This window comes from Herbaspirillum sp. C7C2, assembly GCF_022627865.1.
Taxonomy (GTDB): domain Bacteria; phylum Pseudomonadota; class Gammaproteobacteria; order Burkholderiales; family Burkholderiaceae_D; genus Herbaspirillum; species Herbaspirillum frisingense.
The window spans coordinates 40,418-65,706 of record NZ_JABXGI010000023.1; the positions used below are offsets into that span (position 1 = coordinate 40,418).

At 61.9% G+C, this 25,289-nt stretch carries 20 protein-coding genes; 6 read left to right on the top strand and 14 right to left on the bottom strand.

The features are described from left to right. Positions 1-41: 41 nt before the first annotated feature. The 3 genes from HWE04_RS21125 to HWE04_RS21135 are packed head-to-tail and all read left to right on the top strand — an operon-like array spanning position 42 to position 2,994. Positions 42-1,109, top strand: coding sequence for a phosphotransferase (locus HWE04_RS21125; protein WP_241813624.1), 1,068 nt, complete (start codon positions 42-44; stop codon positions 1,107-1,109). Next, positions 1,106-2,461, top strand: coding sequence for an aspartate aminotransferase family protein (locus tag HWE04_RS21130; protein WP_241813625.1), 1,356 nt, complete (start codon positions 1,106-1,108; stop codon positions 2,459-2,461). Before HWE04_RS21125 ends, HWE04_RS21130 begins: the two co-directional genes overlap by 4 nt. A gap of 29 nt (positions 2,462-2,490) precedes the next feature. Further along, positions 2,491-2,994, top strand: a complete 504-nt coding sequence (locus HWE04_RS21135) for an Lrp/AsnC family transcriptional regulator (protein ID WP_241813626.1) — start codon at positions 2,491-2,493, stop codon at positions 2,992-2,994. Between the two features lie 37 nt (positions 2,995-3,031). Here the strand turns inward: HWE04_RS21135 and HWE04_RS21140 are convergent, their stop codons facing one another. From HWE04_RS21140 to HWE04_RS21175, 8 genes are all read right to left on the bottom strand, one after another. Continuing rightward, on the bottom strand, positions 3,032-3,796 hold the full coding sequence (locus HWE04_RS21140; protein ID WP_006464117.1) for an enoyl-CoA hydratase: 765 nt from the start codon (positions 3,794-3,796) through the stop codon (positions 3,032-3,034). A gap of 119 nt (positions 3,797-3,915) precedes the next feature. After that, positions 3,916-5,112, bottom strand: a complete 1,197-nt coding sequence (locus HWE04_RS21145) for an acetyl-CoA C-acyltransferase (RefSeq protein WP_006464118.1) — start codon at positions 5,110-5,112, stop codon at positions 3,916-3,918. Positions 5,113-5,142: 30 nt separating this feature from the next. Beyond that, entirely contained in the window at positions 5,143-5,508 is a 366-nt protein-coding gene (locus tag HWE04_RS21150) for an endonuclease domain-containing protein (protein WP_241813627.1), read from the bottom strand. Positions 5,509-5,560: 52 nt separating this feature from the next. Continuing rightward, positions 5,561-7,948, bottom strand: a complete 2,388-nt coding sequence (locus HWE04_RS21155) for a 3-hydroxyacyl-CoA dehydrogenase/enoyl-CoA hydratase family protein (protein ID WP_241813628.1) — start codon at positions 7,946-7,948, stop codon at positions 5,561-5,563. Positions 7,949-8,163: 215 nt separating this feature from the next. After that, positions 8,164-9,954 carry an acyl-CoA dehydrogenase C-terminal domain-containing protein gene (locus tag HWE04_RS21160; RefSeq protein ID WP_241813629.1) on the bottom strand — a complete coding sequence of 597 codons (1,791 nt, stop codon included), beginning with the start codon at positions 9,952-9,954 and terminating at the stop codon, positions 8,164-8,166. 18 nt (positions 9,955-9,972) lie between these two features. Continuing rightward, positions 9,973-10,692 (bottom strand): TetR/AcrR family transcriptional regulator, encoded by a 720-nt coding sequence (locus HWE04_RS21165; protein ID WP_241813630.1) that lies wholly within the window; start codon positions 10,690-10,692, stop codon positions 9,973-9,975. Between the two features lie 216 nt (positions 10,693-10,908). Continuing rightward, positions 10,909-11,370 (bottom strand): hypothetical protein, encoded by a 462-nt coding sequence (locus HWE04_RS21170; protein WP_077235906.1) that lies wholly within the window; start codon positions 11,368-11,370, stop codon positions 10,909-10,911. Between the two features lie 97 nt (positions 11,371-11,467). After that, on the bottom strand, positions 11,468-11,842 hold the full coding sequence (locus HWE04_RS21175) for an RNA-binding S4 domain-containing protein (protein ID WP_006464123.1): 375 nt from the start codon (positions 11,840-11,842) through the stop codon (positions 11,468-11,470). Between the two features lie 168 nt (positions 11,843-12,010). Here HWE04_RS21175 and tssI point away from each other — a divergent pair, with 168 nt between their 5' ends. From tssI to HWE04_RS21190, 3 genes are all read left to right on the top strand, one after another. Next, positions 12,011-15,592, top strand: coding sequence for a type VI secretion system tip protein TssI/VgrG (tssI, locus tag HWE04_RS21180; protein WP_241813631.1), 3,582 nt, complete (start codon positions 12,011-12,013; stop codon positions 15,590-15,592). 14 nt (positions 15,593-15,606) lie between these two features. Then, positions 15,607-17,244 (top strand): SEL1-like repeat protein, encoded by a 1,638-nt coding sequence (locus HWE04_RS21185; protein WP_342222444.1) that lies wholly within the window; start codon positions 15,607-15,609, stop codon positions 17,242-17,244. 107 nt (positions 17,245-17,351) lie between these two features. Further along, on the top strand, positions 17,352-18,995 hold the full coding sequence (locus HWE04_RS21190; protein WP_342222445.1) for an SEL1-like repeat protein: 1,644 nt from the start codon (positions 17,352-17,354) through the stop codon (positions 18,993-18,995). A 114-nt stretch (positions 18,996-19,109) separates the two neighbouring features. On the opposite strand, the gene HWE04_RS21195 is transcribed toward HWE04_RS21190, so the two are convergent. The 6 genes from HWE04_RS21195 to HWE04_RS21220 form a co-directional block, all read right to left on the bottom strand. Next, positions 19,110-20,285: an acetyl-CoA C-acetyltransferase gene (locus tag HWE04_RS21195; RefSeq protein ID WP_241813632.1), complete on the bottom strand. Its 1,176-nt coding sequence runs from the start codon at positions 20,283-20,285 to the stop codon at positions 19,110-19,112. A 148-nt stretch (positions 20,286-20,433) separates the two neighbouring features. Further along, positions 20,434-21,597 carry a phospholipase D-like domain-containing protein gene (locus tag HWE04_RS21200; RefSeq protein WP_241813633.1) on the bottom strand — a complete coding sequence of 388 codons (1,164 nt, stop codon included), beginning with the start codon at positions 21,595-21,597 and terminating at the stop codon, positions 20,434-20,436. 2 nt (positions 21,598-21,599) lie between these two features. After that, positions 21,600-22,397: an endonuclease/exonuclease/phosphatase family protein gene (locus HWE04_RS21205; RefSeq protein ID WP_006464128.1), complete on the bottom strand. Its 798-nt coding sequence runs from the start codon at positions 22,395-22,397 to the stop codon at positions 21,600-21,602. Positions 22,398-22,451: 54 nt separating this feature from the next. Then, a complete protein-coding gene (gene nudB / locus HWE04_RS21210) occupies positions 22,452-22,955 on the bottom strand; it encodes a dihydroneopterin triphosphate diphosphatase (RefSeq protein WP_241813634.1) in 504 nt (167 codons plus the stop codon). Between the two features lie 51 nt (positions 22,956-23,006). Further along, positions 23,007-23,912: a LysR substrate-binding domain-containing protein gene (locus HWE04_RS21215; RefSeq protein ID WP_077235873.1), complete on the bottom strand. Its 906-nt coding sequence runs from the start codon at positions 23,910-23,912 to the stop codon at positions 23,007-23,009. 142 nt (positions 23,913-24,054) lie between these two features. Continuing rightward, positions 24,055-25,284: a metal-dependent hydrolase family protein gene (locus HWE04_RS21220; RefSeq protein WP_006464131.1), complete on the bottom strand. Its 1,230-nt coding sequence runs from the start codon at positions 25,282-25,284 to the stop codon at positions 24,055-24,057. Positions 25,285-25,289: the final 5 nt, after the last annotated feature.

Sequence of the window (25,289 nt, forward strand, 5' to 3'; positions counted from 1 at the left end):
CGCTACCGCTACCCACCCTGGCGCAACTCCAAGCGAGACCCATGATGCATCAGCAAGCTCTTGATCAAACTGCAGCATTGAGCACGGCCGCGCCGGCGATTCCCCTCTCCACGCTGCACAAGCTCGCCTCTGGCCTCTACGGCATCGACGGGGAGGTCACGGTGCTGGCTGGCGAACGTGACCAGAACTGCCGCATCGACGGCCAAGATGGACTGCGCCATGTGCTCAAGATCAGCAATCCTTCCGAAGAGCCCACGGTGGTGGATTTCCAGATTGCCGCGCTTGAGCACATTGCGGTCGTCGCACCCGAACTTCCGATCCCGCGGGTAGTGCGCACGCTGGGTGGGCGAACCTCCGAACGCGTCCGCCTTGATGATGGCAACGTCTGTACGGTACGCATGCTGACCTACCTGGACGGCGTGCAGATCAAGGAGACCATTCGCACAGCTGGTCAGCGGCGCGCCATGGGCAGCGGTTTGGCGAAACTGAACCTGGCCTTGCGCGACTTCTCGCATCCGGGCGCGCATCATGACCTGCTATGGAACGTATCGACCGCGCACCGCCTGGCGGCCAAGATGGAAGGCCTGATCGATCCAGGCCGCCGTCTGTTGGCACAGCGCTTCATGACTCGCTTCGAACAGGACGTGCTGCCTCTCCTGCCACAGGTGCGCACGCAGGTCATCCACAATGACTACCATCTCTACAACGTCCTGGTGGCGCCCCAGGAACAGGAGCACATCACCGGCATCATCGATTTCGGCGACATGCTGCATGCGCCATTGGTGGGCGAGGTGGGTACCGCAGCGGCGTTCCACATGACGGGCAACACCGATCCTTTCGAAGGTCCGGCACAGTTCGTGGGCGCCTATCACGCTCTGCTGCCGCTCACCGGTCCCGAGCAGGAGATCGTCACCGACCTGATGGCCACGCGCCACCTGATCACGGCGCTGATCTCGGAGTGGCGTGCAGCACGCTACCCCCATAACCGGGCCTACATCATGCGCCACAACCCGGCAGCCTGGGAGGCACTGGGGCAACTGGCCGACCTCTCGCGCCAGGACGCACGCGACCGCCTGCTTTCAGAAATCCGCAACAGGAGAATTCCATGAAGAGCACCACCGACCTGAACATGGTCAACGCCTATATCCCCGGCCGAACCGACGTCGGTCCCGTGACCGAGGCCCTGATCAAACGCCGTGACGCGCTGCTGGGTCCGGCCTATCGCCTGATGTACGAGCATCCGCTGCAGATCGTGCGTGGCGAGGGTGTCTGGCTGATTGATCCGCAGGGACGCCGTTACCTCGACGTCTACAACAACGTGACCTCCCTTGGGCATTGCCACCCTGCAGTCACCGAGGCGATCTGCCAGCAGGTGCAAACCCTGGCGACCAATACCCGCTATCTGCACGAAACCATTCTGGAACTGGCCGAAAGGCTTCTCGCCACCGTACCGGAAACGGCACTTGCACACCTGATGCTGACCTGCACCGGTAGCGAAGCCAATGATCTGGCCTATCGCATCGCCAAAGTGCGCACCGGGGGCAGCGGGGTGATCGTGACCGATACCGCCTATCACGGTATCACCGACGCCGTCTCGCAGTTCTCCCCCTCGCTGGGCGCCACGGTCAACCTTGGTCCGCATGTACGGTTGGTGCCGGCGCCGCGTAGTTATCACGCTCAAGGGCAGTATCTGGGCGAACGCTTTGCACGCGATGTGGAGGCAGCCATTGCCGACCTGCAACGCCACGGCATCCAGCCAGCAGCACTGATCGTCGACTCACTCTTTACCAGCGACGGCATCCTGCCCGGCCCGGCAGGCTTCCTCAAGGGAGCGGTACAGGCCATTCAGCGCGCCGGCGGCCTCTTCATCGCCGACGAGGTGCAACCCGGCTTTGGTCGCACCGGTGAGCACATGTGGGGCTTCCAGCGCCACGGCGTGGTGCCGGACATCGTGACCATGGGCAAGCCGATGGGCAACGGGCAACCGGTTGCAGGTCTGCTGGCCACGGCCGACGCCTTGCAGGAATTCGGCCAGCGCTCGCGTTACTTCAATACCTTCGGTGGCAATACCGTGTCCTGCGCAGCGGCACTTGCAGTACTCAAGACCATAGAACGCGAGGGCCTGATCGACCACGCGCACGAGGTAGGATCGATCTTGCTTGACGGTATCGCCGCCTTGGCAGAACGTCATGAGGCGATTGGCGACGTGCGCGGCGCGGGCATGTTCGTCGGCGTGGAACTGGTCTCCGATCGCCGCTCGCGTACACCAGACCGCAGCCTTACCAGCGAGGTGGTCAACCGGATGCGCGACAAGGGCGTGCTGCTCAGCGCCTGCGCGATGGGACATAACGTATTGAAGATACGACCGCCGCTGGTATTGACGAAGGATCAGGCCGGCATGGTGATCGATGCGCTGGACGAATCGCTGACGCAAGCCAGGACCGGCTCGGCCAGCCGTTGACAGCGAAGCTGCGGTGATAAGATCTTCCCATGCGCCCCACAGACCCAATCGACCGCACCGACATCAAGATTCTCGAACACCTGCTGCGCGAGGGGCGTTGTTCGAACGTGGAACTGGCCGAAGCGGTCAACCTGAGCCCCAGCCCTTGTCTGACCCGCACCAAACGCATGGAAGAAAGTGGTGTCATCGCAGGTTACGGCGCACAGATCGCGCTGGAGAAACTGGGCAGCCATGTCGTGGTGTTTTCCGAGATTACACTCGGCAGCCATCGCCCGGCCGACTTCCGCAAGTTCGAGCAAGGTGCGGCCAGATATGCGGAGATCGTCGAGTGCTACAACGTCAGCGGGGGCTACGATTATCTGCTCAAGATCATCTCCCCCACGGTGTCCTTGTTCCAGGAGTTGATGGAGAGACTCCTCGAGGACGAGATCGGCATTGAAAAGTTCGCCAGCCGCATCGTGCTGCGCCATCCTTATGGGCAGCGCAGCGATCCGGTGGCTGTGATTGCGACGGGAAAGAGCAGCTGGAAGTAGCGACGCACCATCCGAGGACAGCCCGCCGCCTGCTGGCTCAGGAAAACCGGCTGAAGTCCGGCTTGCGCTTCTCGAAGAAGGCGGTGAAGGCTTCCTTGGCTTCCGGCTCGGTGAGCATGCGCGCGAAGTGTTCGATCTCGGTCACCATCTGCTGCTCGGTGGCGGTGACGCGGTTCTTCTTCATCAATTGCTTGGTCACGCGGATCGAAGCGGCCGGCAGGGCAGCCAGCTTGGCAGCCTGCTTTTGCGCATAGGGCAGCAATTCTTCCAGCGGCAGGACGCGATTGACGAAGCCCATCTGCGCGGCCTCGTCGGCGCCAAAGGCTTCGCCCAGCAGGAGCTTCTCGGCGGCACGCTGATATCCCGCGATATGCGGCAGCAACAGTGAAGAGGCGGCTTCCGGGCAGAGCCCCAGCTGGGTAAAGGGCATCGAGAATTTGGCATTGTCCGCCGCATAGACCAGGTCGCAATGCATGAGCAGGGTGGTGCCGATACCGACCGCCACACCCGAGACCGCCGCCACGATGGGCTTGCTGGCATGGCTGATCTGCCAGAGGAACTGGAACACCGGCGCGTCCTGGGTCTTGGGCGGGTTCTTCAGGAAGTCTTCCAGATCATTGCCGGCCGAGAAGGCCTGTGGCTTGCCGGTGAAGAGGATGGCGCGCACGGCGCTGTCGGTCTCGGCTTCCTTCAGGGCATCGGCCAGTTGCTGGTACATGGCGGCGGTGATGGCGTTCTTCTTGTCTTCACGGTCGAAATGGATGCTCAGGATGCCATCGGCCTTGCTCAGTTGGATATCCATCTGCGCGGTCTCCTTGAATTTTGTAAATGATTTAGCTTGTTTGAAGCTCAAGCAGGAACCAATGAAAAAGCCGCACGGCGTGAGCGGTGCGGCTTTTCATCAGCGCTTGTGCATGCAGATCAGACGCGTTCGAAGATGCCCGCCGCGCCCATGCCGGTGCCCACGCACATGGTCACCATGCCGTACTTCAGGTTCTTGCGGCGCAGTGCATGGATGGTGGTGGCCGCACGGATGGCGCCAGTGGCGCCCAGCGGGTGACCCAGAGCAATCGCACCGCCCATGGGGTTGACCTTGCTCGGGTCCAGGCCGAGATCACCGATGACGGCCAGCGCCTGGGCGGCGAAGGCTTCGTTCAGTTCGATCCAGTCGATCTGGTCCTGGGTCAGGCCGCCGGCCTTCAGCGCTGCCGGAATCGCTTCCTTGGGACCGATGCCCATGATCTCCGGCGGCACGCCACGCACGGCGAAGGAGACGAAGCGCGCCAGCGGGGTCAGGTTGAATTGCTTGAGGATCTTCTCGGAGACGATGATCAGCGCGCCGGCACCGTCGGAAGTCTGCGAGCTGTTGCCGGCGGTGACGCTGCCCTTGGCGGCGAAGACCGGCTTCAACTTGGCCAGCGCGGCCAGGTTCGAATCGGCACGCGGACCTTCGTCCAGGCTGACGGTGCGGGTCTTGATGTCGATCTCGCCGGTACCCAGGTTGGGGAAGCGTTCGACGATCTCGAACGCGGTCATCTCGTCGTTGAATTCGCCAGCCTGCTGGGCAGCGATGGCCTTCTGGTGCGAGGCCAGCGCGAATTCATCCTGCGCTTCGCGCGAGACCTTCCACTGCTGTGCCACCTTCTCGGCGGTCAGGCCCATGCCGTAGGCCATGCCGACGTTCTCATCCTTGAAGGCATTGATGTTGATGGAGGGGTGGAAACCCATCATCGGCACCATCGACATCGACTCGGCACCGGCGGCGATCATGACATCGGCTTCGCCGACGCGGATGCGGTCGGCAGCCATGGCGATGGCGGTGATACCGGAGGCGCAGTAACGGTTGATGGTGACGCCGCCGATGGTATTGGGCAGCCCGGCCAGCAACACGGCGTTACGCGCCATGTTCAGGCCTTGCGCACCTTCAGGGAAGGAGCAGCCGACAATGGCGTCCTCGATCAGCTTGGGGTCCAGGCCGGGCACCTGCGCCACGGCGGACTGGATGGCGCGCACCAGCAGGTCGTCCGGACGGGTGTTCTTGAACATGCCACGCGGCGCCTTGCCGATGGGGGTGCGGGTGGCGGCGACGATGTAGGCGTCTTGCAGTTGTTTGCTCATTACAAAATCTCCTTGGACTCTCCCTCCCCTTCAAGGGGAGGGCTGGGGTGGGGATGGGTTCAATGCATTCCAGATTGCCTGAACGACCACATCCGTCTCATTCAATACTTCGTTATTCCAAAAGCGTAGAACCGTGAAGCCTGCCTGATTCAATTTCGCTGTCCGGTTCTCGTCATCCTGATTGCCGACATGCTGCGCGCCGTCTACTTCAATCACCAGGCGCCGTTCCAGACAGACAAAATCGAGTACGTAATTTTCAAAGGGGTGCTGACGGCGAAATTTCACGTCAAGCTGCTGGCCGCGTAGACGATGCCAGAGCCTTTGCTCGGCTTCGGTCATGGTCTTGCGCAGCTGCTTGGCTGCAAGTTTTGTGAATTCGTTGGTCTGGCCTTGCATTTCAACCCATCCCCACACCCCAACCCTCCCCTTGAAGGGGAGGGAGCGTTCTTTAATTGCGGACTGGCTTGCCGGTTTGCATCATCCCCATGATCCGCTCTTGCGTCTTGGGATGGTTGAGCAACTCCATGAAGAACTTGCGCTCGATGTCGAGCAGCCATTGTTCGTTGACGATGCTGCCCTCTTCCACTTCGCCACCGGCGACGGTCTCGGCGATCATCTTGCCCAGCTTGAAGTCGTGGGCCGAGATGAAGCCGCCGTCACGCATGTTGACCAGCTGCGCCATGATGGTGGCCAGGCCGTTGCGGCCGATCACCGGCACCTGCGGCGGCAGTTGCGGACGATAGCCGGCGTCGAACAGCGCGCGCGCTTCCACCTTGGCCACATGCAGCAATTCATACGGGTTGAAGACGATCACGTCATCCTCGCGCAGATAACCCAGCTTGCGGGCTTCCAGTGCCGACTTGGAGACGTTGGCAGTGGCCGCGGCCAGCATGTATTCCTTGAGGAACTGCAGGATGTCGTTGCCCTTGGCTTCCTTGGCGGCACGCACAGCCGCTTCCTTCAGGCCGCCACCGGCCGGGATCAGGCCCACGCCGACTTCCACCAGGCCGATGTAGGACTCGATGGAGACCACACGCTTGGCGGTATGCAGCAACAGTTCGCAACCACCGCCCAGGGCCAGGCCGGCGACAGCTGCGATCACCGGCACGCTGGCGTACTTCAGGCGCTGGTGCGCCTGCTGCAGCTGGTGCACCACCGGTTCGATGGCCTTGACGCCACCGGACATGAACAGCGGCAGCATCGACTGCAAATCGGCACCGGCCGAGAAGGCGCCGCCTTCGGCCGCATCCGGGTGCCAGATCACCAGGCCCTTGAAGTTCTGCTCGGCTTCGGTGACGGCCTTGTTCATGCCGTCGATGACACCCTGGCCGATCACGTGCATCTTGGTCTTGAAGGACAGGATCAGGACATCGTCGTTCTGATGCCAGATGCGCACCGATTCGTCTTCGAAGAAGGTGGTGCCGGCGCTCTTGCCGTCGGCGGCGCCTTCGCCCACCAGCGGGGCGCGGAAGGCCTGGCGCTGGTAGACCGGCAGTTCGGAACGGGCCACATCGACCTTCTTCGAGGGCGACCAGGAACCCTTCTCCGAGTGCACGCCGTCGCGGCCATCGAAGACCCAGTCCGGCAGCGGTGCATTGGACAGCGCGCGGCCGGCATCGATATCTTCCTTCACCCATTGCGCAATCTGCTTCCAGCCGGCGGCCTGCCAGGTCTCGAAGGGACCGACGCTCCAGCCGAAGCCCCAGCGCATGGCGAAGTCCAGGTCGCGGGCGTTGTCGGCCACCGATTCCAGGTGCACGGCGATGTAATGGAAGGCGTCACGGAAGATGGCCCACAGGAATTGACCCTGAGGATTGGTCGAATCATGCAGCGCCTTCATGCGCTTGACCGGATCCTTTTCCTTGAGGATGCGGGCGATGATGTCATCGGCCTTGGCACCACCCGCCACGTAATCGCCCTTGGCCGGGTCGATGCGCAGGATGTCCTTGCCCACCTTCTTGTAGAAACCGGCACCGCTCTTCTGGCCCAGTGCTCCCTGCTCGACCAGCTTGGCCAGCAGCGGCGGGGTGGTATAGGAAGAGAAGAAGGGATCATCCTTCAGGTTGTCCTGCATGGTGCGGATGACGTGGCCCATGGTGTCCAGACCCACCACGTCGGCGGTGCGGAAGGTGCCGGACTTGGCACGGCCCAGCTTGGCGCCGGTCAGGTCATCGACCACGTCCACCGAGAGACCGTATTTGTCGGCTTCGATGATGGTGGCGAGGATGCCGAATACGCCCACGCGGTTGGCCACGAAGTTGGGGGTATCGAAAGCGCGTACCACGCCCTTGCCCAGGGTGGTGGTGAGGAAGGCTTCCAGCTGGTCGAGGATGTGCGGTTCGGTGGACTGGGTCGGGATCAGTTCGACCAGGTGCATGTAGCGCGGCGGATTGAAGAAGTGCACACCGCAGAAGCGCGCCTTCAGGCCGGCATCAAAACCTTCAGACAGCGCATTGATCGACAGGCCCGAGGTGTTGGAGGCAAAGATGGCCTTGGGGCCGATGTGCGGAGCGACCTTCTTGTAGAGGTCATGCTTCCAGTCCATGCGCTCGGCGATGGCTTCGATGATGAGGTCACAGCCTTCCAGCACGGCCAGGTCATCCTCGTAGTTGGCGACCTGGATCAGGGCCGCGTCGTCCTTGTTGCCCAGCGGGGCCGGGCTGAGTTTCTTCAGGTTTTCGATGGCGCGTTGCACGATGCCATTCTTCGGGCCTTCCTTGGCCGGCAGGTCGAACAGCACGACCGGCACGCGGGCATTGATGCAGTGGGCGGCAATCTGGGCACCCATGACGCCGGCGCCGAGCACGGCCACTTTTTTGACGATGAAATTGGACACGCAAATCTCCTTTGCTGGTGCTGCAAACATGAAACATGAATTCGGGGCCTGGCAGGCTGCCGCACCGCCGGTGCGAGCGACTACTGTACGCCTTCCGGCAGAAGGTCACAGCATGCCTTGCAGGGGTGACACCGACATGACGCCATGCCGGGACACATTGCGGTAGATCAACGCCGCCGCGGGACAACAGACCCGGCGGCGGCGTGGTGTTGCGGTCAGAACAACTCGGCGTCCAGGGCCATCAGGTTGGCCGCGCCAGAGCGGGCCTGGCGGATCAGCATGGCGGTCTCCGGCAGCAGGCGGGCGAAGTAGAAGCGCGCCGTGGCCAGCTTGGCGGTGTAGAAGGCGTCACCGCTGCCCTGCTTTTCCAGCGCGATCTTGGCCATGCGCGCAAACAGATAGGAGAACACCAGGTGGCCCACCACGCGCAGGTAAGGCACGGCGGCGGCACCGGCTTCGTCCTGGTTGGCGAAGGACTTCATGCCGATTTCCATGGTCAGCTTGCTCACCTTGTCGCCGATGTCGGCCAGCGGGGTGATGAATTCGGACATGGACTCATCGGTGCCATGCTCTTCCACGAAGGCCTGGATTTGTGCGCCGAACTTCTTCAGCTTGGCGCCGTTGTCCATCAGGATCTTGCGGCCCAGCAGGTCCAGCGACTGGATGGTGTTGGTGCCTTCGTAGATCATGTTGATACGGGCATCGCGCACGTATTGCTCCATGCCCCATTCGGCGATGTAGCCATGGCCGCCATAGACCTGCAGGCACTCGGAGGTCGCCGTCCAGGCATTGTCGGTCAGGAAGGCCTTCACCACCGGGGTCAGCAGGGCCACGATATCGGCAGAATCCTTGCGGACCTGTTCGTCGGGGTGGCTCAGTTCCTTGTCCAGTTCCAGAGCGACATAGGAGGTGAAGGCGCGACCACCTTCGGCGAAGGCCTTGGCGGTCAGCAGCATGCGGCGCACGTCGGGGTGCACGATGATCGGGTCGGCCGGCTTGTCGGCGGCCTTGATGCCGGACAGGCTGCGCATCTGCAGGCGGTCCTTGGCATAGACCAGGGCGTTCTGGTAGGCCACTTCGGTCAGGCCCAGGCCCTGCATGCCCACACCGAGGCGGGCCGCGTTCATGAACACGAACATGGCTTGCAGACCCTTGTGCGGCTGGCCGATCAACCAGCCGGTGGCGCCGTCCAGGTTCATCTGGCAGGTGGCGTTGCCGTGGATGCCCATCTTTTCTTCGATGGCACCGCAGAAGATGGGATTACGCGCACCCAGCGAACCATCGGCGTTGGGCAGGAACTTCGGTACCAGGAACAGGGAAATGCCCTTGGAGCCTTCCGGAGCATCCGGCAGGCGTGCCAGCACCAGGTGGATGATGTTGGCGGAGACGTCGTTTTCGCCGGCCGAGATGAAGATCTTGTTGCCGGTGATCTTGTAGGCGCCGTCGGCCTGGGGTTCTGCCTTGCTGCGCAGCAGGCCCAGGTCGGTACCGCAATGCGCTTCGGTCAGGCACATGGTGCCGGTCCACTCGCCCGAGACCAGCTTGGGCAGGTAGAGCTGCTTCTGTTCTTCCGAACCGTGCGCGTGCAGGCACTCGTAGGCACCGTGCGACAGGCCGGGGTACATGGTCCAGGCCTGGTTGGACGAGTTCAGCATCTCGTAGAAGGAATTGTTGATCGTCAGCGGCAGGCCCTGGCCACCGAATTCGGGATCACAGGACAGCGCCGCCCAGCCGGCTTCCACGTACTGCTGGTAGGCCTGCTTGAAACCCTTGGGCGTGGTGACGGCCTTGGTCTCGCGATCGAAATGGCAACCCTCGCGGTCGCCCGAATGGTTCAGCGGGAACAATACTTGCGAAGCGAACTTGCCGCCCTCTTCCAGCACCTGGTCCACCAGCTCGCGGTTGGTGTCGGCATGCGGTGGCAGTTCTTTGAACACTTCCTCGACATTGAGCAGCTCGTGCAGCACGAATTGCATGTCGCGCAAGGGGGCGTTGTATTGGGGCATGAATGTCTCCGGACGGGTTTAGGCTGCCTTCCTGGCAGCCGATTTTGAATTCCTGGCGGGGGTGGCACCGTTGCTGGTGCTGTTGCTGGCACTGTCGCTGCCTTGCGGGCGGTAGCTGTCGATCAGGCGGCGGAAGCTGGCCTCGGCACGCTCCACGCTGCCGGGAATGTGCAGGAAGCGCGCATCGTGGTGCAGGGCAAGGATCAGGCCATACATTTCATAGACCATCTGGCTGACCTCGATGTCGGGCCGCAGATGGCCGGCTTCCATGGCCTGCTTGATGCAGCGCTCCAGCGCATCGCGCCAGGCCTGGACCATGGCCACAAGGTGATCGCGGATGGCACCGGGACGGTCGTCGTATTCGACCGCGCCGCTGATGTAGATGCAACCCAGCGCGATTTCCACCGTAACCTGCTTGATCCAGCGCGCGAACATCCCTTCCAGGCGCGGCAGGCCGCGTGGTTCCTTGATGGAGGGATAGAACACGTCCTGCTCGAAGCGGTTGTGATACAGCCGCACGACCTCGATCTGCAAGTCCTCGCGGGAGCCGAAATGGGCGAAGACGCCGGATTTGCTCATCTTCATCTTTTCGGCCAGCAAGCCGATGGTCAGCCCTTCAAGGCCGTCACGGCTGGCCAGTTCCAGGGCCACATCCAGGATGGCGGCACGGGTCTGCTCACCCTTGCGCAGATACTTGGGCCGGGTGGGCGCGGTGGTCACCTTGCTTGTCTCAGTCATCGTTATCTCTTTGATATCCGTCGTCAGGTCGCGACGGGAAGGAACCGGTTCGGCGGGTGCGGCTCGGCGGCCGCTGTCTTGTACCCTGTCTGCGCGACGTGAATAAACCTTCACGCAGAATTTATTCGAACGATCGTACTATTATTCATCGCGCTGCAAAAGTCAAACAAAAATTCAGCGCGGCTTGCAAGGGCGATTTTGCTGCCCGGCAAGCCCTCAGGAAGCCCCGGGCGGGGCGCTGGTGGCACCCAGCAGGTCGTGGGCGTCCAGCAGGGCATAGACGATGGTGGGGTTGTTTTCCAGGCACTTGCGAATGGCCGCCGGGATGGTATCGCGGGTCTTGCGGCACAGGCCTGGCTGTTCAGCCAGGTGGATCTGCAGGCCGCGCACGGTGCGCACTTCGTTGGGACCGGGACTGATATGCAGATGGATGCCGAGATTCTTGCGCATGAGACTGCCCACGTGCAGCAGTTCGTCATAGGTCGTCACCCGGGTGATGCGTTCGATCAGGCGCTTTTCTTCCTCGCGGGTCAGCCACAGCACGCGCGCCTCGGGCGCATGAAGGCACTCCAGCAGCGCTTCGCGCTGGCAATCGCAGGCACCGGGCGGGCATTCCTTGCGGAGCGGCCGCGCCACCGGCATCGGCTGTGCGGATTCGGAGGGGACTACCTGGGACATCTGCACCTTCACACCTACGTTGGAGAAAAGACAGGCCATGGACAGCGGCCCTTATCTTACAACGAGCTTGTGGCGCGGTGGCGGCCGCCCTGCCGGCTCAGGACGAGGAACGATCCAGCAGCCGACGGTCGCGCTTGGTGGGACGGCCCTTGATTTCAGCCGAGGGTTCGCGGAACAGGCGATGGCGTTCGGCCTGGGTCGCACGACGCTGGACGCTCTCCTCGGTCTCCTGATAGAGCGTGGCCGCGACCGCCGCCGAACCGCGTTTGTCGGCGATGCCGATGACCAGTACTTCCCATTCGGTGGCGCCGTTGTCGATGTCCAGGCGGTCCCCAGGCTTGACGCTGTGGGCCGGCTTGGTGCGCTCGCCGTTGAGCCTGATGCGGCCGCGATCCACGGCTTCAGTGGCCAGCGAACGCGTCTTGAAGAAGCGTGCGGCCCAGCACCATTTGTCGATGCGGGTGGTGTCCATGTAGCAGATAAGGAGAAATTGCGAGCAGTAATTATCGATATTTTTTGGGAAAAGAACACAAGAAAATCGGGAAATCCGGCCTTTCTTTCGTGAGCGCCTTCCCGACCAGGCGCGTCTACTTATGCTGTGCGGTTTGCTCAACCTGCCGCCATCGAGTCCGACTCAGCCATGATAGACCCACGATCCGCCCTCTCCGCAGCCTTTGCCAAGACCATCCTCTCCCGGGAAAACCGGCCGATACGATTGCGCTGGAGCCAGCGCGAAACCCATTTCGAAGAGTTGCTGCTGGTGCAGCGCGTCGAGATCCGCGAAGCCATGTTCGAAGGCATGCACGGGCATCTGACCTGCATCTCCATCGACCCCGATCTTCCCCTGCACGAATTGCTCGGTCAGCCGCTCGGCATCGAGATGGTCAACGACCGTGGTGGCCTGCATCACATCAACGGGATCATCACCGAAGCCCGCGCCGGGCAGGCAGACGGTGCGTTGCGCGTCTACCATCTGACACTACGCGATGCGATGTCGATCATGGATGGGCGGATCAACAGCCGCATCTTCCGTCGCAAGAGCGTCCCCGACATCCTCCACATCCTGCTGCGCGAATGGCGTCTACGCAGCCCTGCGCTGGCCCATGCCTTCTCATTCGATCTCCATCGGCTCGACCAGCGACGTTATCCGTCCCGCGAGATCAGTCACCAATTCAATGAGTCTGACGCCCATTTCATCGGACGCCTGTGCCGGCGCGAAGGCATCGCCTGGTACATCGCCACGCCACAGGACGCGGACGATCCGGCGACGGCCTACAGCCCGGTTCACATGCTTGTGTTCTGTGACCACGTGGCACGGTTGCCGCAGGCCAGCGCAGGCAGCGTCCGCTATCACCGCGATGGAGCCACCGAAGTACGCGACACCATCAGCGCATGGAGTCGCGAGCGGGTCTTGACCCCGGGCAACGTACAGCGCACCAGTTGGGACTACAAGCTGGTACATGCCAATGAAACTGTGAGCCGCAACATCGTGGACCAGGGACGGAGCGGCAACGAAATGGGGCTAGCCTTGACCGAGTGCTTCATCGATGCGCCACACATCGGCAATGACCTCTCGGACCAGGTACGACTGACCGATGCGCGCATGATGGCCCACGAAGCGCGCAGCGAGACCTTCCAGGCCAGCGGCAGCGTACGCGACCTGGCCGTGGGGCACTGGTTCGAACTGGAGGAGCACCCCGACATGTGGCGCCAGGACGTCACCCAGCGCGAATTCATCGTCACCACCCTGCAACAGCGTGCGGAGAACAACTTCCCCAAGGACCTGCAGGTACACATCCAGCGACTGCTGCCCGATCTTCCGTGGGATGCGGCAGCTCCCCAGGGCGCGGGCGACCTGCGCTATCACAACCGATTCACCTGCGTACGCCGGACTGCCTCGATCACGCCGCATTACGATCCGCGCATACATCTGCCGGTGGTACACCCTATCACCGCATTGGTGATAGGACCAGGGAAGGAAGAGGTCTATTGCGACGAATATGGACGCATCAAGGTGCAGCTGCAGGGCGTGCAAGGACAGGGGCAGGATCACGCCCAGGGCGCCGACCCCGCTGGCCACGAGCGGGATAGCGCGTTTGTCAGGGTCTCCAGCACCTGGGCCGGCGCCGGCTACGGACACGACGCCATACCCCGGGTAGGCATGGAAGTGCTGCTGGACTTCCTCGGTGGCGACCCCGACAAGATGTTCGTGTCTGGCGTGCTTCACAATGGCACCAACCGGCCAGCGCGTTTCAGCCACACCAGCGGACTGCCGGCCAACCGCTTCATTTCCGGCATCAAGACGCGTGAAATAGGTGGTGAACGCTACAACCAGTTGCGCATGGATGACACCCGTGGGCAGATCAGCGCGCAACTTGCCAGCGAACACCAGCACAGCCAGGTCAACCTCGGCCACCTCACCGAGCCCCGCCTCGACGGACATGGCGACGACCGTGGCCAGGGACTGGAAGCACGTACCGATGGCCATGGCGTCATGCGCGGAGCCAAGGGCATCCTGATCACGGCCCAGTCCCAGGATGGCGGTCGCGGTCGCATGCTGGAACGGGACGCGCTGCTGGAGACCCTGCAAGCCCTGCAGCAAATCGCCCGGCGCCTTGGACAGCACGCGGCGGACCACCATGCGGAAGCGACCGACCTGGCACGCCTGGACAAGCTCCGCCAGCAATTGCAAGCCTGGGACCACAACGACGAAACACCACGCTCCGACGCGCCGATGGTGGCTATCGATGCACCGGCAGGCGTGAGCATGACCAGCCAGGAGGGGATGGTACTGGGAGCGCAAGACCACATCGATGTGGTCAGCCAGACCAATACCCAACTGAGCGCCGGCCGCCGGCTGCTGATGCGGGCCGGCGACATGCTCAGCGCCTTTGCCGCACGGCACATGAAACTCATCGCCGGCAAGGGCAGCATCAAGATGCAGGCGCACGAAGAACATATCGAAATTGCCGCCGCCAAGCGCATCACCCTCAGCGCCAGTGAAGAGATCATTCTGGCCGCCCCCAAGATCAGCATCCGCTCGCGTGAATCGACGGAGATCAATGGCGGCGGCAGCTTCAGCCGCTGGCAGGGCAGCCTGATCGAGCACGGGACTTCCGGAGAGTGGCGGCAGCAGGCCGGAGACCACAATATCCTTGGCCCGGCCAACTGCCCGCCACCGGAACTGCCGCCCCCTCCCACCTACGAAGAACTTCAGCACAGCAGCAGCCTGCTGGTTCGCCTGCGCACCCATGCCCGTGCCGGCCGCGTACTGGCCCTCCAGCCGTACACGCTCTTCAAGCAAGGCAAGCAGGTCGCCCAAGGGGTGACCGATGCCTCCGGACAGTTGCGCATCGCGAACCATCTACCGGAAGACAGCGATTACGCCATCGAACTCCCCAACGGCTACCGCTTCGACCTGCCGGTGCACGAGACGCTCGACGACATCGACAGCCAGCTTGCCGCCTCCGGCTACGTCGCTGGCTGGAAGGCTGCGGGGAGGCCATTGGAAGAACTTCCTGATCTGCATGTCTTCGTGGTTATCCCCACGCCTGAAAAACCAAATATGGTGCCGGCAACGCATGATGCCGTCAAAGAACTAGGGCATGGCACATCAATGCCCAATCAGGACAAGAAGAGCGAAGAGAAGCTGATTGTTCAGCAGCTGCCGCAGGAATTGGAGAGGTATGTTTTTCGGAAGAGAAACAATGGCGCCCCGCCCGAAATAGCACGCGGACCAAAAATTCCCAGCACCAATACTGAGCCCCGTAGCAATGCCGACATTGCGAAGGAACTGGAAGAACTCGGCATCAAGACGCTGGTGGCCAGCCTGTGGACTTACGATCATGCCGGGGAGAGCAAGGGCCAAAAATATCGGGAGATCTACATACACAGCAAACTGATGATCATCGACGATGCCTTCTTTACGCTGGGGAGCGCCAATCTGAATCTACGTAGCATGGCAATAGATGCCGAAATTAATATCGGATGTGACGATCCGGGCTTAAGTGAGAAATTGCGGCGGGAGGTATTCGCTATGCATTCAAACAATGCGCAAGGGTGTAGCGGCGGAAATGGCAGCACGTCCGAGATACAGATGACATTTAACAAGTGGCAAGATCTTCTAAGTGACAATAGTCTTAAGAAAAACGTACAGACTCCTGCCCAAGGTTTTCTCATGCCATTTCGGGATGAGCGGACTTCCCACCTACGGGTCGCCTAAAAGACAAAGCACCCATGCAACTGAATAAGCTCAAAAGCTCTTCTTTCTCTGCCCTAGTTATCGTCTCAATTTTATCGACATCTGCATGCGTCATGAAAAATCTGCCACGCAACATGAACTTAACGGCCTTCGACCCTCACCAAAAGGAATTCAACTGTCAGTATGAAATGAATCAGGAATCGCGAGGCGACGACGATGCCGAGCAATGGTTCAGAGAAGGTCTGGCAGTTACCAGTTACGATCTTTGGCCTGATGATCGGGACCACAAAAAGGCGGCCATTCTCTGGACGAAAGCCTCGGAAAAAAATCACTGGGGTGCCATGCTGAATCTAGCCACACTTTATCTCCGAGGGGCTGGCGTGGAGCACAACACTGAACTGGCTGTACAAATGGTTGAGAAAGCGATGCAACTTGGCGTGCCGAGGGCATTCGACTTGATGGGTACATATCACATGAATGGGACCGGTGTTCAGCAAGACGCAACTCGCGCATATGCCTTTTGGGCGTACGCCGCCACTAAAGGAAATTCCGACGCCTTAGCTCATCTTGGTGGAAAACTCAAAGCCTCTTACGACGATCCCAAAGGGCAGTTTTGGCGAAATAAGGACGTGGCCATGAAGATGCTCGAATGTGGCTACGCGCAAGAAAATGGAAAAGCTGCATATCTGCTAGGTCAGCAACTCAATTTGGATGGCGAATATGAGCGTGCGTTACATATTCTCCAAGACGGAATCAAGTTTGGCAGTGAAGAAAGTGCAGTCAAACTTTTCGCCAACTTTGACCACGGAAAAGAATTGGTCGGCAGATTTCTGGACCACGACCGCGCAGAGCGATACCTGGCCATCGCCCATATGATTCACCTGAACCCCGACCTTCGGATTCCAAACCTCGACAAAGTTCTCCCACTCCCTCCTGCCGTCCTCCCCTATTGGGACGGCAAAAAAAAATCGCTGATCGACGGTGCCAAGCCCGTCAAGACGATCTCGCTGGATGACATCAAGCCTTCTCCCGCATCGCTGCGAGAGGGCCGCGCACATATCCCCGACGGCTTTGTGCTTCCTGATGAGCCGCAGGGTGGCCATCTTGTCCAGCATCTACACACCGATGCCGTCATCGGTGGTTATTGGCTTGCCCAACTGCGCAAGCCCGTCACACCCAGACAAGTCGCATGGAATGCCGCGCAGCTACCCATGCGCTACGAGATCGGCGAAGCCTTCGACAAGATCCCTGAAGGGCTCACCAAGGATGATGGCGTTTTCCGCTTCCACTATCTCGGCACCCCGGTTCCTCAAGCACCGGAGGCCAAGTACGCTCCCGACTGGCGTGTCCCCCAAGGCGTGATGCGCGAAGTTCCGATGCCTGCTCGCGAGTTGCACTCCACCGGCCTGCTCCCCGCTCCCGCCACCGGCATCTGGCACGGTAGCGTCGATCCGGCTCACCCCCTGGCCAAGGTCTTCAACCAGTGGTACCGCCAAAGCTATGTCGAGGAAGGGCAGGCCTTTCCCGATCCACGTGACCGTGGGCTGGATATCTCTCCGAAAGATATCCAATGGCGGTGGCTCGATCAGGCCAATCGACCACAACCATCGGGGCGCAAAGAAATTACGATCCGTAACTTTTCTTATCTCGAAGCAATTAAGAAAGGTGCCTGAGGGATCAGGATTTGACAGGCACGCGCCGAGGGAGTGACGGAAATCTTTCGCCAATTGTTGGGTGAGCGGACTGCCAGCCTTCGATCAACTTAGAACGCCAAACACTAATGCTTTTGAATACGCCCAAAATCTCTTCTTGGATGACGCTGTCTGCCTTCGCTATTTCAACGGCACTGATACCCGCATGCAGTCTGAGCAACCTTCCTCGCAACATGACCCTAAAGACATTTGACCCCCATCGCGAAGAGTTCACCTGTAACTACGAGAAATCTGCCGAACCGGCGCTCAACCAAGAGGCGGAGGCCTGGTTTAGAAAAGGCTTGGCGCTCACCAGCTTTGACCTTTGGCCTGATGATCGGGAGTTCAGTAAGGCGGCAGCCCTCTGGAGTAAGGCGAGCGAAAAGGGACATTGGCAAGCCACACTCAACTTGGCAAGTCTTTATATCAGCGGAAATGGCGTCGTCAAAGATACCGAGCGTGCTGTTCAACTTGTTGAGGAGGCTATGCGCCAGGGCGTGCCAAAGGCCTTCGACCTGATGGGCATTTACCACATCAATGGAATAGGTGTGAAGCAAGATGCCACCAGGGCATATGCATTCTGGGCACTCGCGGCAGAGATGGGCAGTGCTGATGCTCAGGCCTACCTGGGAGCAAAACTTACTGCAGCATACGACAACCCTGAGGGCACAGTCTGGGCGAACTCAACCATTGGACACAAGATGTTGGAATGTTCCTATGCCCAAGAAAATGGGAACGGCGCATCTGAGCTAGGGTTACGTCTTGATCTACCAGCACAACAGGAGCGTTCACTTAGGGTTTATCACGAGGGCGTGAAATTCGGGAGCAAAGTAAGTGCCAATCATCTGACAGTAGATTTTCGAGGAGGCCTAACATCAGAAGGTCCAAGACTGGACCTTGATCGTGCTGAACGTTATTCCGCCATCAACGATATGCTCCACCTCAACCCCGACCTCCGTCTCCCCAACCTCGACAAGGTCCTCCCCCTCCCTCCTGCCATCCTCCCCTACTGGGACGGCGACAAACAATCCCTGATCGACGGTGCCAAGCCCGTCAAGACGGTCTCACTGGATGACATCAAGCCTTCCCCCGCATCGCTGCGAGAGGGCCGCGCACATATCCCCGACGGCTTTGTCCTTCCGGATGAGCCGCAGGGTGGCCATCTGGTCCAGCATCTACACACCGATGCCGTCATGGGTGGTTATTGGCTTGCCCAACTGCGCAAGCCCGTCACACCCAGACAAGTCGCATGGAATACCGCGCAGGTCCCCATGCGCTACGAGATCGGCGAAGCCTTCGACAAGATCCCTGAAGGGCTCACCAAGGATGATGGCGTTTTCCGCTTCCACTATCTCGGCACCCCGGTTCCTCAAGCACCTGAAGCCAAGTACGCTCCCGACTGGCGTGTCCCCCAAGGCGTGATGCGCGAAGTCCCGATGCCTGCTCGCGAGTTGCACTCCACCGGCCTGCTCCCCGCTTCCGCCACCGGCATCTGGCACGGTAGCGTCGATCCGGGACACCCCCTGGCCAAGGTTTTCAACCAGTGGTACCGCCAGAGCTATGTCGAGGAAGGGCAGGCCTTTCCCGACCCGCGTGATCGTGGGCTGGATATCTCTCCGAAAGATATCCAGTGGCGGTGGCTCGATCAGGCCAATCGACCACAACCATCGGGGCGCAAAGAAATTTCGATCCGTAACTTCTCTCAAGTCGAGACTACTCAAACAAACTCTTGATTATTCGATATTGGAGTGATCGCCAGCCATATGAAAAAAAGCGCCGGCTCGCAAGCCGGCGCTTCTTCATATTTCCTCGAGACAACAGTCATCGCGTCAAGACTATCCTCGGATTCAACGCTCCACCGCCAACGCCACACCCATACCGCCACCGATACAGAGGCTGGCCAGGCCCTTCTTGGCGTCCCGGCGCACCATCTCGTGCAGCAGGGTCACCAGTACGCGGCAGCCGGAGGCGCCGATGGGGTGGCCCAGGGCAATCGCGCCGCCGTTGACGTTGATCTTGCTGGTGTCCCAGCCCATCTGCTTGTTCACGGCGATGGCCTGGGCGGCAAAGGCTTCGTTGATTTCCATCAGGTCCAGGTCCTGCGGGGTCCAGCCGGCCTTCTTCAGGGTCAGCTGCGACGCGGGGACCGGGCCCATGCCCATGATGCTGGGGTCCAGGCCGGCCGAGGAGTAGGCCTTGATCCTGGCCAGCACCGGCAGACCCAGTTCGGCCGCCAGCTTGGCGGAGGTCACCACCACCGCGGCCGCGCCGTCGTTGATGCCGGAGGCATTGCCGGCGGTCACGGTGCCGGCCTTGTCGAAGGCCGGGCGCAGGCCGGCCAGGGCTTCGGCGGTGACGCCGTGCTTGACGAATTCGTCCGTGTCGAAGACCACGGTTTCCTTCTTGCCCTTGATCTCGATGGGGACGATCTCATCCTTGAACTTGCCGGCCTTTTGCCCGGCTTCAGCCTTGTTTTGCGAGGCGGCGGCGAAGGCGTCCTGCTCTTCGCGGCTGATCTCGAACTTCTTGGCGACGTTCTCTGCCGTGATGCCCATGTGGTACTGGTTGTAGACGTCCCACAGACCGTCGACGATCATGGTGTCGGTCAGCTTGGCATCGCCCATGCGGAAGCCGTCACGCGAGTTGTTCAACACGTGGGGCGAGGCGCTCATGTTTTCCTGGCCGCCGGCGATGACGATCTGGGCGTCGCCGCAACGGATGGCCTGGGCCGCCAGTTGCACCGCCTTCAGGCCGCTGCCGCAGACCTTGCCCACCACGAAGGCGGGGACCATGTCTGGCAGGCCGGACTTGATGACCGACTGGCGCGCCGGGTTCTGTCCCAGACCGGCCGTCAGCACCTGGCCGAGGATGACTTCGCTGATCGCTTCGGGCTTGATGCCGGTCTTGGCCAGCAGGGCCTTGATGACTTGCGCACCCAGATCGGCTGCTGCGATCTTCGACAAGGCACCGCCGAATTTGCCGATCGCCGTTCTCTGTGCTGCGACAATGACCACATCATCCATAACTCGCTCCTTTTATTGAAATGGCAGGAAGCCGCGCGCGGCTGCCTGTCGAAAACCGGGATGGTCATCCTATCCCATTTCAGCTGCGAATGCGATACGGTGAATCTTCGGTAAATCAAGCCAGGGCGAGATAGAGGCAGGGCCTCCCTCAGGCATCTTTCCCGAGGGTGATGATGTGGATGACCGTCCGATAGAGGAGGAAGGCCGCGCCATAGGCAGCGCGCTTGTACCAGGGCACATGCAGAAAGTCCGACAGGTGCACCACCCGGCCCAGGGCGGCGCCGGCTTCGATCTCCTGGCGCAGGTAGCCGGCGAAGGCCGGGTCCTGGACCACCACGTTGGCTTCCTGGTTCACGAACAGGGACAGGCCATCATAGTTGCTGGAGCCGACCGTGGCCCACTTGTCGTCCACCACGGCCACCTTGGCGTGCAGCTCGGTATGGGTGTATTCGACGATGCGCACACCGGCACGCAAGAGCTTGGGATAGAAGGAATGCGCCACCGCATCCTGCATCAGGAACTGCCCCACGCCCAGCAGCAAGGTCACCTTGACGCCGCGCATGGCCGCCTCTTCCAGGGCGCGCCGCATCTTGCGGCCTGGAGCGAAATAGGGATTGGCGAGGAACGCGCTCTCGCGGGCCCGCCCCAGGGCCTGCAGATAGGCGCGCTGGATGGTGCGGCGGTTGCGGAAGTTGTCGCGCACCACCAGCGCGGCCTGGGTCTGGTCATGTACCGGGCCGCTATGGCCGTGGCGCAGGCGCCTGAAATTGCGCCAGCGCGCCTTCAGTTTCATGCGGCCCACGCGCAGCCACTGGGCCTGCACTTCCCGGTAGATATCCTGCACCAGCGGTCCGACCACGCTGACGGCAAAATCCCAGCGCGGCGCCGGCAGGGGCATCGCATGGTCGCGGTCGGACACCATGTCGTCATTGATGTTGAGTCCGCCAACGAAAGCCACCTGGCGGTCCACCACGCACAGCTTGCGGTGACTGCGCGCCACGCCGCGTCGGAACCAGGGGTTGAAGGAACGATGCTGCACACCGGCGGCACTCAGGGCGAGGTGCAATTTGTTAGTGTTTTCGCGACCGGTGCCAAGCCAGTCGTTGATGACATACACCACTACGCCACGCCCGGCGGCGCGTTGCAGCGCCTCGCAGACCAGCACGCCGGTATCGTCGAGCGAAAAAATATAAGTTTCGAGGTAGATCTCGGCCCTGGCCGCATCAATGGCGGTGATCAGGGCCGGATAGAAACCCGCGCCACTGTGCAGCAAGGCAATCTGGTTGCCGTCGGAAAAGGCGAGGTGGCGCAAGATCAGGCCAGGTGCAGTTCGGTGACAATGGGCGCGTGGTCGGACAGGCGCGCCCACGGACCATCCTTGAGCACCTGCGCCGTTTCCACGCGGAAACCACGGACATAGATGCGGTCCAGTCGCAGCCACGGCATCATGGCCGGGAAGGTGCGGGCCGGGCGGATCGGTGCCGACAGGCCACCCAGCCGGCGCAGGCCCTGCATGACGCCGCGGGCGTTCGGTTGCGGCTGGTCGAACACCTCGACCACGCCCAGGTTCTGGTACAGCGTGCGGCTCAGCTGGTTGGTCCAGTCATTGAAGTCGCCAGCGATCACCAGTGGCGCATCCGGTGGCGAGGACGTACTGACCGCCTGCATCAGCGCATCGGTCTGGCGGCGGCGGCCACCGGCGAACAGGCCCAGGTGGATCACGTAGCAATGCACGTCCACGCCTTCCACCGGCACCACGCAGTGCAGGATGCCGCGCGATTCATAGGCATGGTCGGAGACGTCCTGGTTGCGGATGGAGGCGATCTCGAAGCGGGAGATCAGGGCGTTGCCATGGTGCCCATGGTCGTACACGGCATTCATGCCGTAGGCGGCGTGGTGGGTGTCACCGGCCAGGTATTCGTGCTGGCCCTGCTGCGGCCAATTGGCGGCGTGGCGCAGGGCGTTGAGATCATGCCGGCCCTGCACTTCCTGCAGGAACAGGATGTCCGGGTCCAATTGCGCCAGCGCCTGCTTGAGCGCCAGGATGCGCGGCCGTCCGGCAAAGGAGGTCACGCCCTTGTGGATGTTGTATGTGGCAATGCGCAGCTTCATCGATGCAACCTTTCTCTTGTTCTTGTCCGGTTCCGTCCTCGCGCTGCTGTCGGGCTAGCCGGCCAGGTAGCTGGGCAATTGCAGGATTGCCTCCGCATTGGACGGCGAGAAACAGCGGTCGGCCGCTTCGCGATAGGGTAGCCAGGCGTAGCGCGTGTGTTCGCGCGGGGCGAGCGTCACCGGGATGTCACGCGGCACCAGCAGGCCGAAGACATGCTCGGTGTTCCTGGTCACGCCGGGCGCATAGCGGTGCCGCCAGACCGGATAGATGTCATAGATGTTGGAAAGTTGCCAGTCGCGCAGATGCGCACGCGGCACGCGGTTTCCGCCATCACCGCTGGATTCTACGCCGGCGTCGGCGACGATGATGCCGGTTTCTTCCTGCACTTCGCGTCGGGCAGTCTCCGACAGCTCTTCATCGGGATAGTCCTTGGAACCGGTCACCGATTGCCAGAAACCGGGCTGGTCGGCGCGTTCGATCAGCAGTACGTGGTGGTCGGCGCTGTGGATCACCACCAGCACCGATTCGGGAATCTTGTAGGGCTTGGCTTGCGTCATGGGGCTGTCCGGGCTGCAGCAAAGCCTCCATTGTATCGGGACCGCGCCGACTCAGAGCAGGGACGCTTCGCTCTCGGCCACCAGCCAGCTGCGGAAGGCACGCGCAGCGGCGTGCTCGATGCGGTCGCGCGGCCAGACGGCGTAATAGCCGCCCCCCAGGCTGGCGCTGGCCTCGCAGGCGCGCACCAGCAGCCCCTGTTCCATACAGGCATCGATCATGTGGCGCCAGGCCAGCACGATGCCCTGTCCTTCCATGGCCAGCTGCAACAGCACGGGGTATTGGTTGGACAGGATCTGGTGCTCGATGCGGACATCGGGCATGCCGTTGTGGGCCATCCAGTTCTGCCAGGACATCCATTGCCGCTGGCCATCTTCCAGCATCAGCAGGGTCTCGTGGCGCAGCTCGGCCGGGCTCAGGGTGCGGCCATCCAGATAGGCGGGCGAACAGACCGGGAATACTTCCTCGTCATACAGCCGACGCGCGGCCATCCCTGAGGGCGGGCCGTCGCGCAGGAAGTAGATGCCCATGTCGAAGTCGGTCTCGGAGAGTTGCGCCAGACTGTCGTTGACGATCAGGCGCAGGTGGCAATCCGGGTGCAGCGCCCGAAAGCGCGCCAGCCGGGGCGTCAGCCACAGCACGGCCACGCCCTGCGAACAGGCCACCGTCAACTCCTGGTGGCCCTTGCGCTTCATGATGTCTTCGGTGGCCTCGGCACAATCGACCAGCAGGCGCTGCACCAGGGCGGCGTAGCGCTGGCCGCTTACCGTCAGGCGCAATGCACGGGGTTCGCGCAGGAACAGCTTCTTGCCCAGGAAGCGCTCCAGCTGGGCGATCTGACGGCTGATGGCGCTTTGTGTGAGGTGCAGTTCAGCGGCGGCACGCGTAAAGCTGCCGTGCCGCATGGCGGCTTCGAAGGCGATCAGTGACGGCAGGGGAGGAAGGGGTGATATACGCATGGTCGGCGCTCCGGCTCGGTTCTTTCAACAGACCATGATGGTAGAGCGAAAAGCATGCCCGCCGCTGCTTTCCTGATGCGATCGGGAAAGCAGCGGCGCAGGCGGGCCAGCAGCCGTGATGGCCGCCGTGCCGATCGAACGATCAGCGACTGCGGTGGATGTGGCCGGACTGCATGACCAGCGACAGGTGTTCGCCCTGCCCGGTCAGGAGCGTGATGTCCTGCAGCGGGTTGCCGTCGACCACGATCAGGTCGGCCAGCGCACCGGCGCGCACGGTCCCCAGTTCACCTTCGCGCTGCAGGATGGCGGCGGCAATCGAGGTCGCCGAGCGGATGGTTTCCAGGTTGCCCAGGATCTCGGCGCGGATCAGGAATTCGGTCGACTGGTCCTGGTGCATCTCGCCCAGCAGGTCGGAGCCGAAGCCCATCTGCACGCCATGCTCGGCATAGATGCGCAGCGAGTCACGACCGGCCTGACGCACCGATTCGATCTTGGCCACCGAATCCGGCGGCAGGCCCAGGCGGGCGCCGTCGCGGGCCAGCGAGTCGTAGGTGACCAGCGTCGGCACGACGAAGGCACCATGCTCGCGCATCACGCGGGCGGCATCGGCATCGACCAGGTTGCCGTGCTCGATGGTACGCACGCCGCACCGCACGGCGCGCGAGATGGCGCGACCGGTGTAGGCATGTGCCATCACATAGGTCTGGGCGGCCTCAGCCTCGGCCACGATGGCGCGGATTTCATCCTCGCTGTATTGCGTGTTGCCGATAGGATCGGTGGGCGATGCTACGCCGCCGGAGGCCATGATCTTGATCTGGGTCGCGCCCTTCTGCAGTTCTTCGCGGGCGGCCAGACGCACTGCGTCCACGCCATCCGCCACACGGGCGATGGCACCGGCGCGGAAGGCGCAGGAGCAGGGCTCCAGCACATCGGAACGTGGACGGAAGTCACCGTGACCACCGGTCTGCGACAGCGCCTTGCCGGAGGGGAAGATGCGCGGACCCGGCACCAGGCCGATGGCAATGGCTTGCGCCAGGCCCCAGTCGGCGCCACCGGCATCACGCACGCTGGTGAACCCGCGATTCAACATCGCCTCGACGATGGGCAACGCGCGGATGGAGGTCAGCGAACCCGGCTGCAGGGCATTCAAGCCCAGATTGGCCAGCGAGGCCAGCACGTGCACGTGGCAGTCGATCAGGCCCGGCATCACGGTCTTGCCGGCCACATCGATCACGCGTGCGCCCGGCACGTCCAGGGGCGTGGCGGAGACATCGATGATGCGATCTTTTTCGATCAGGACATCATGGCGCGGGAACAGGCTGCCCAGCGCGGGATCGAGGACGTTACCGCCCTTCAGGAGAATCTTGGTCATGGCGA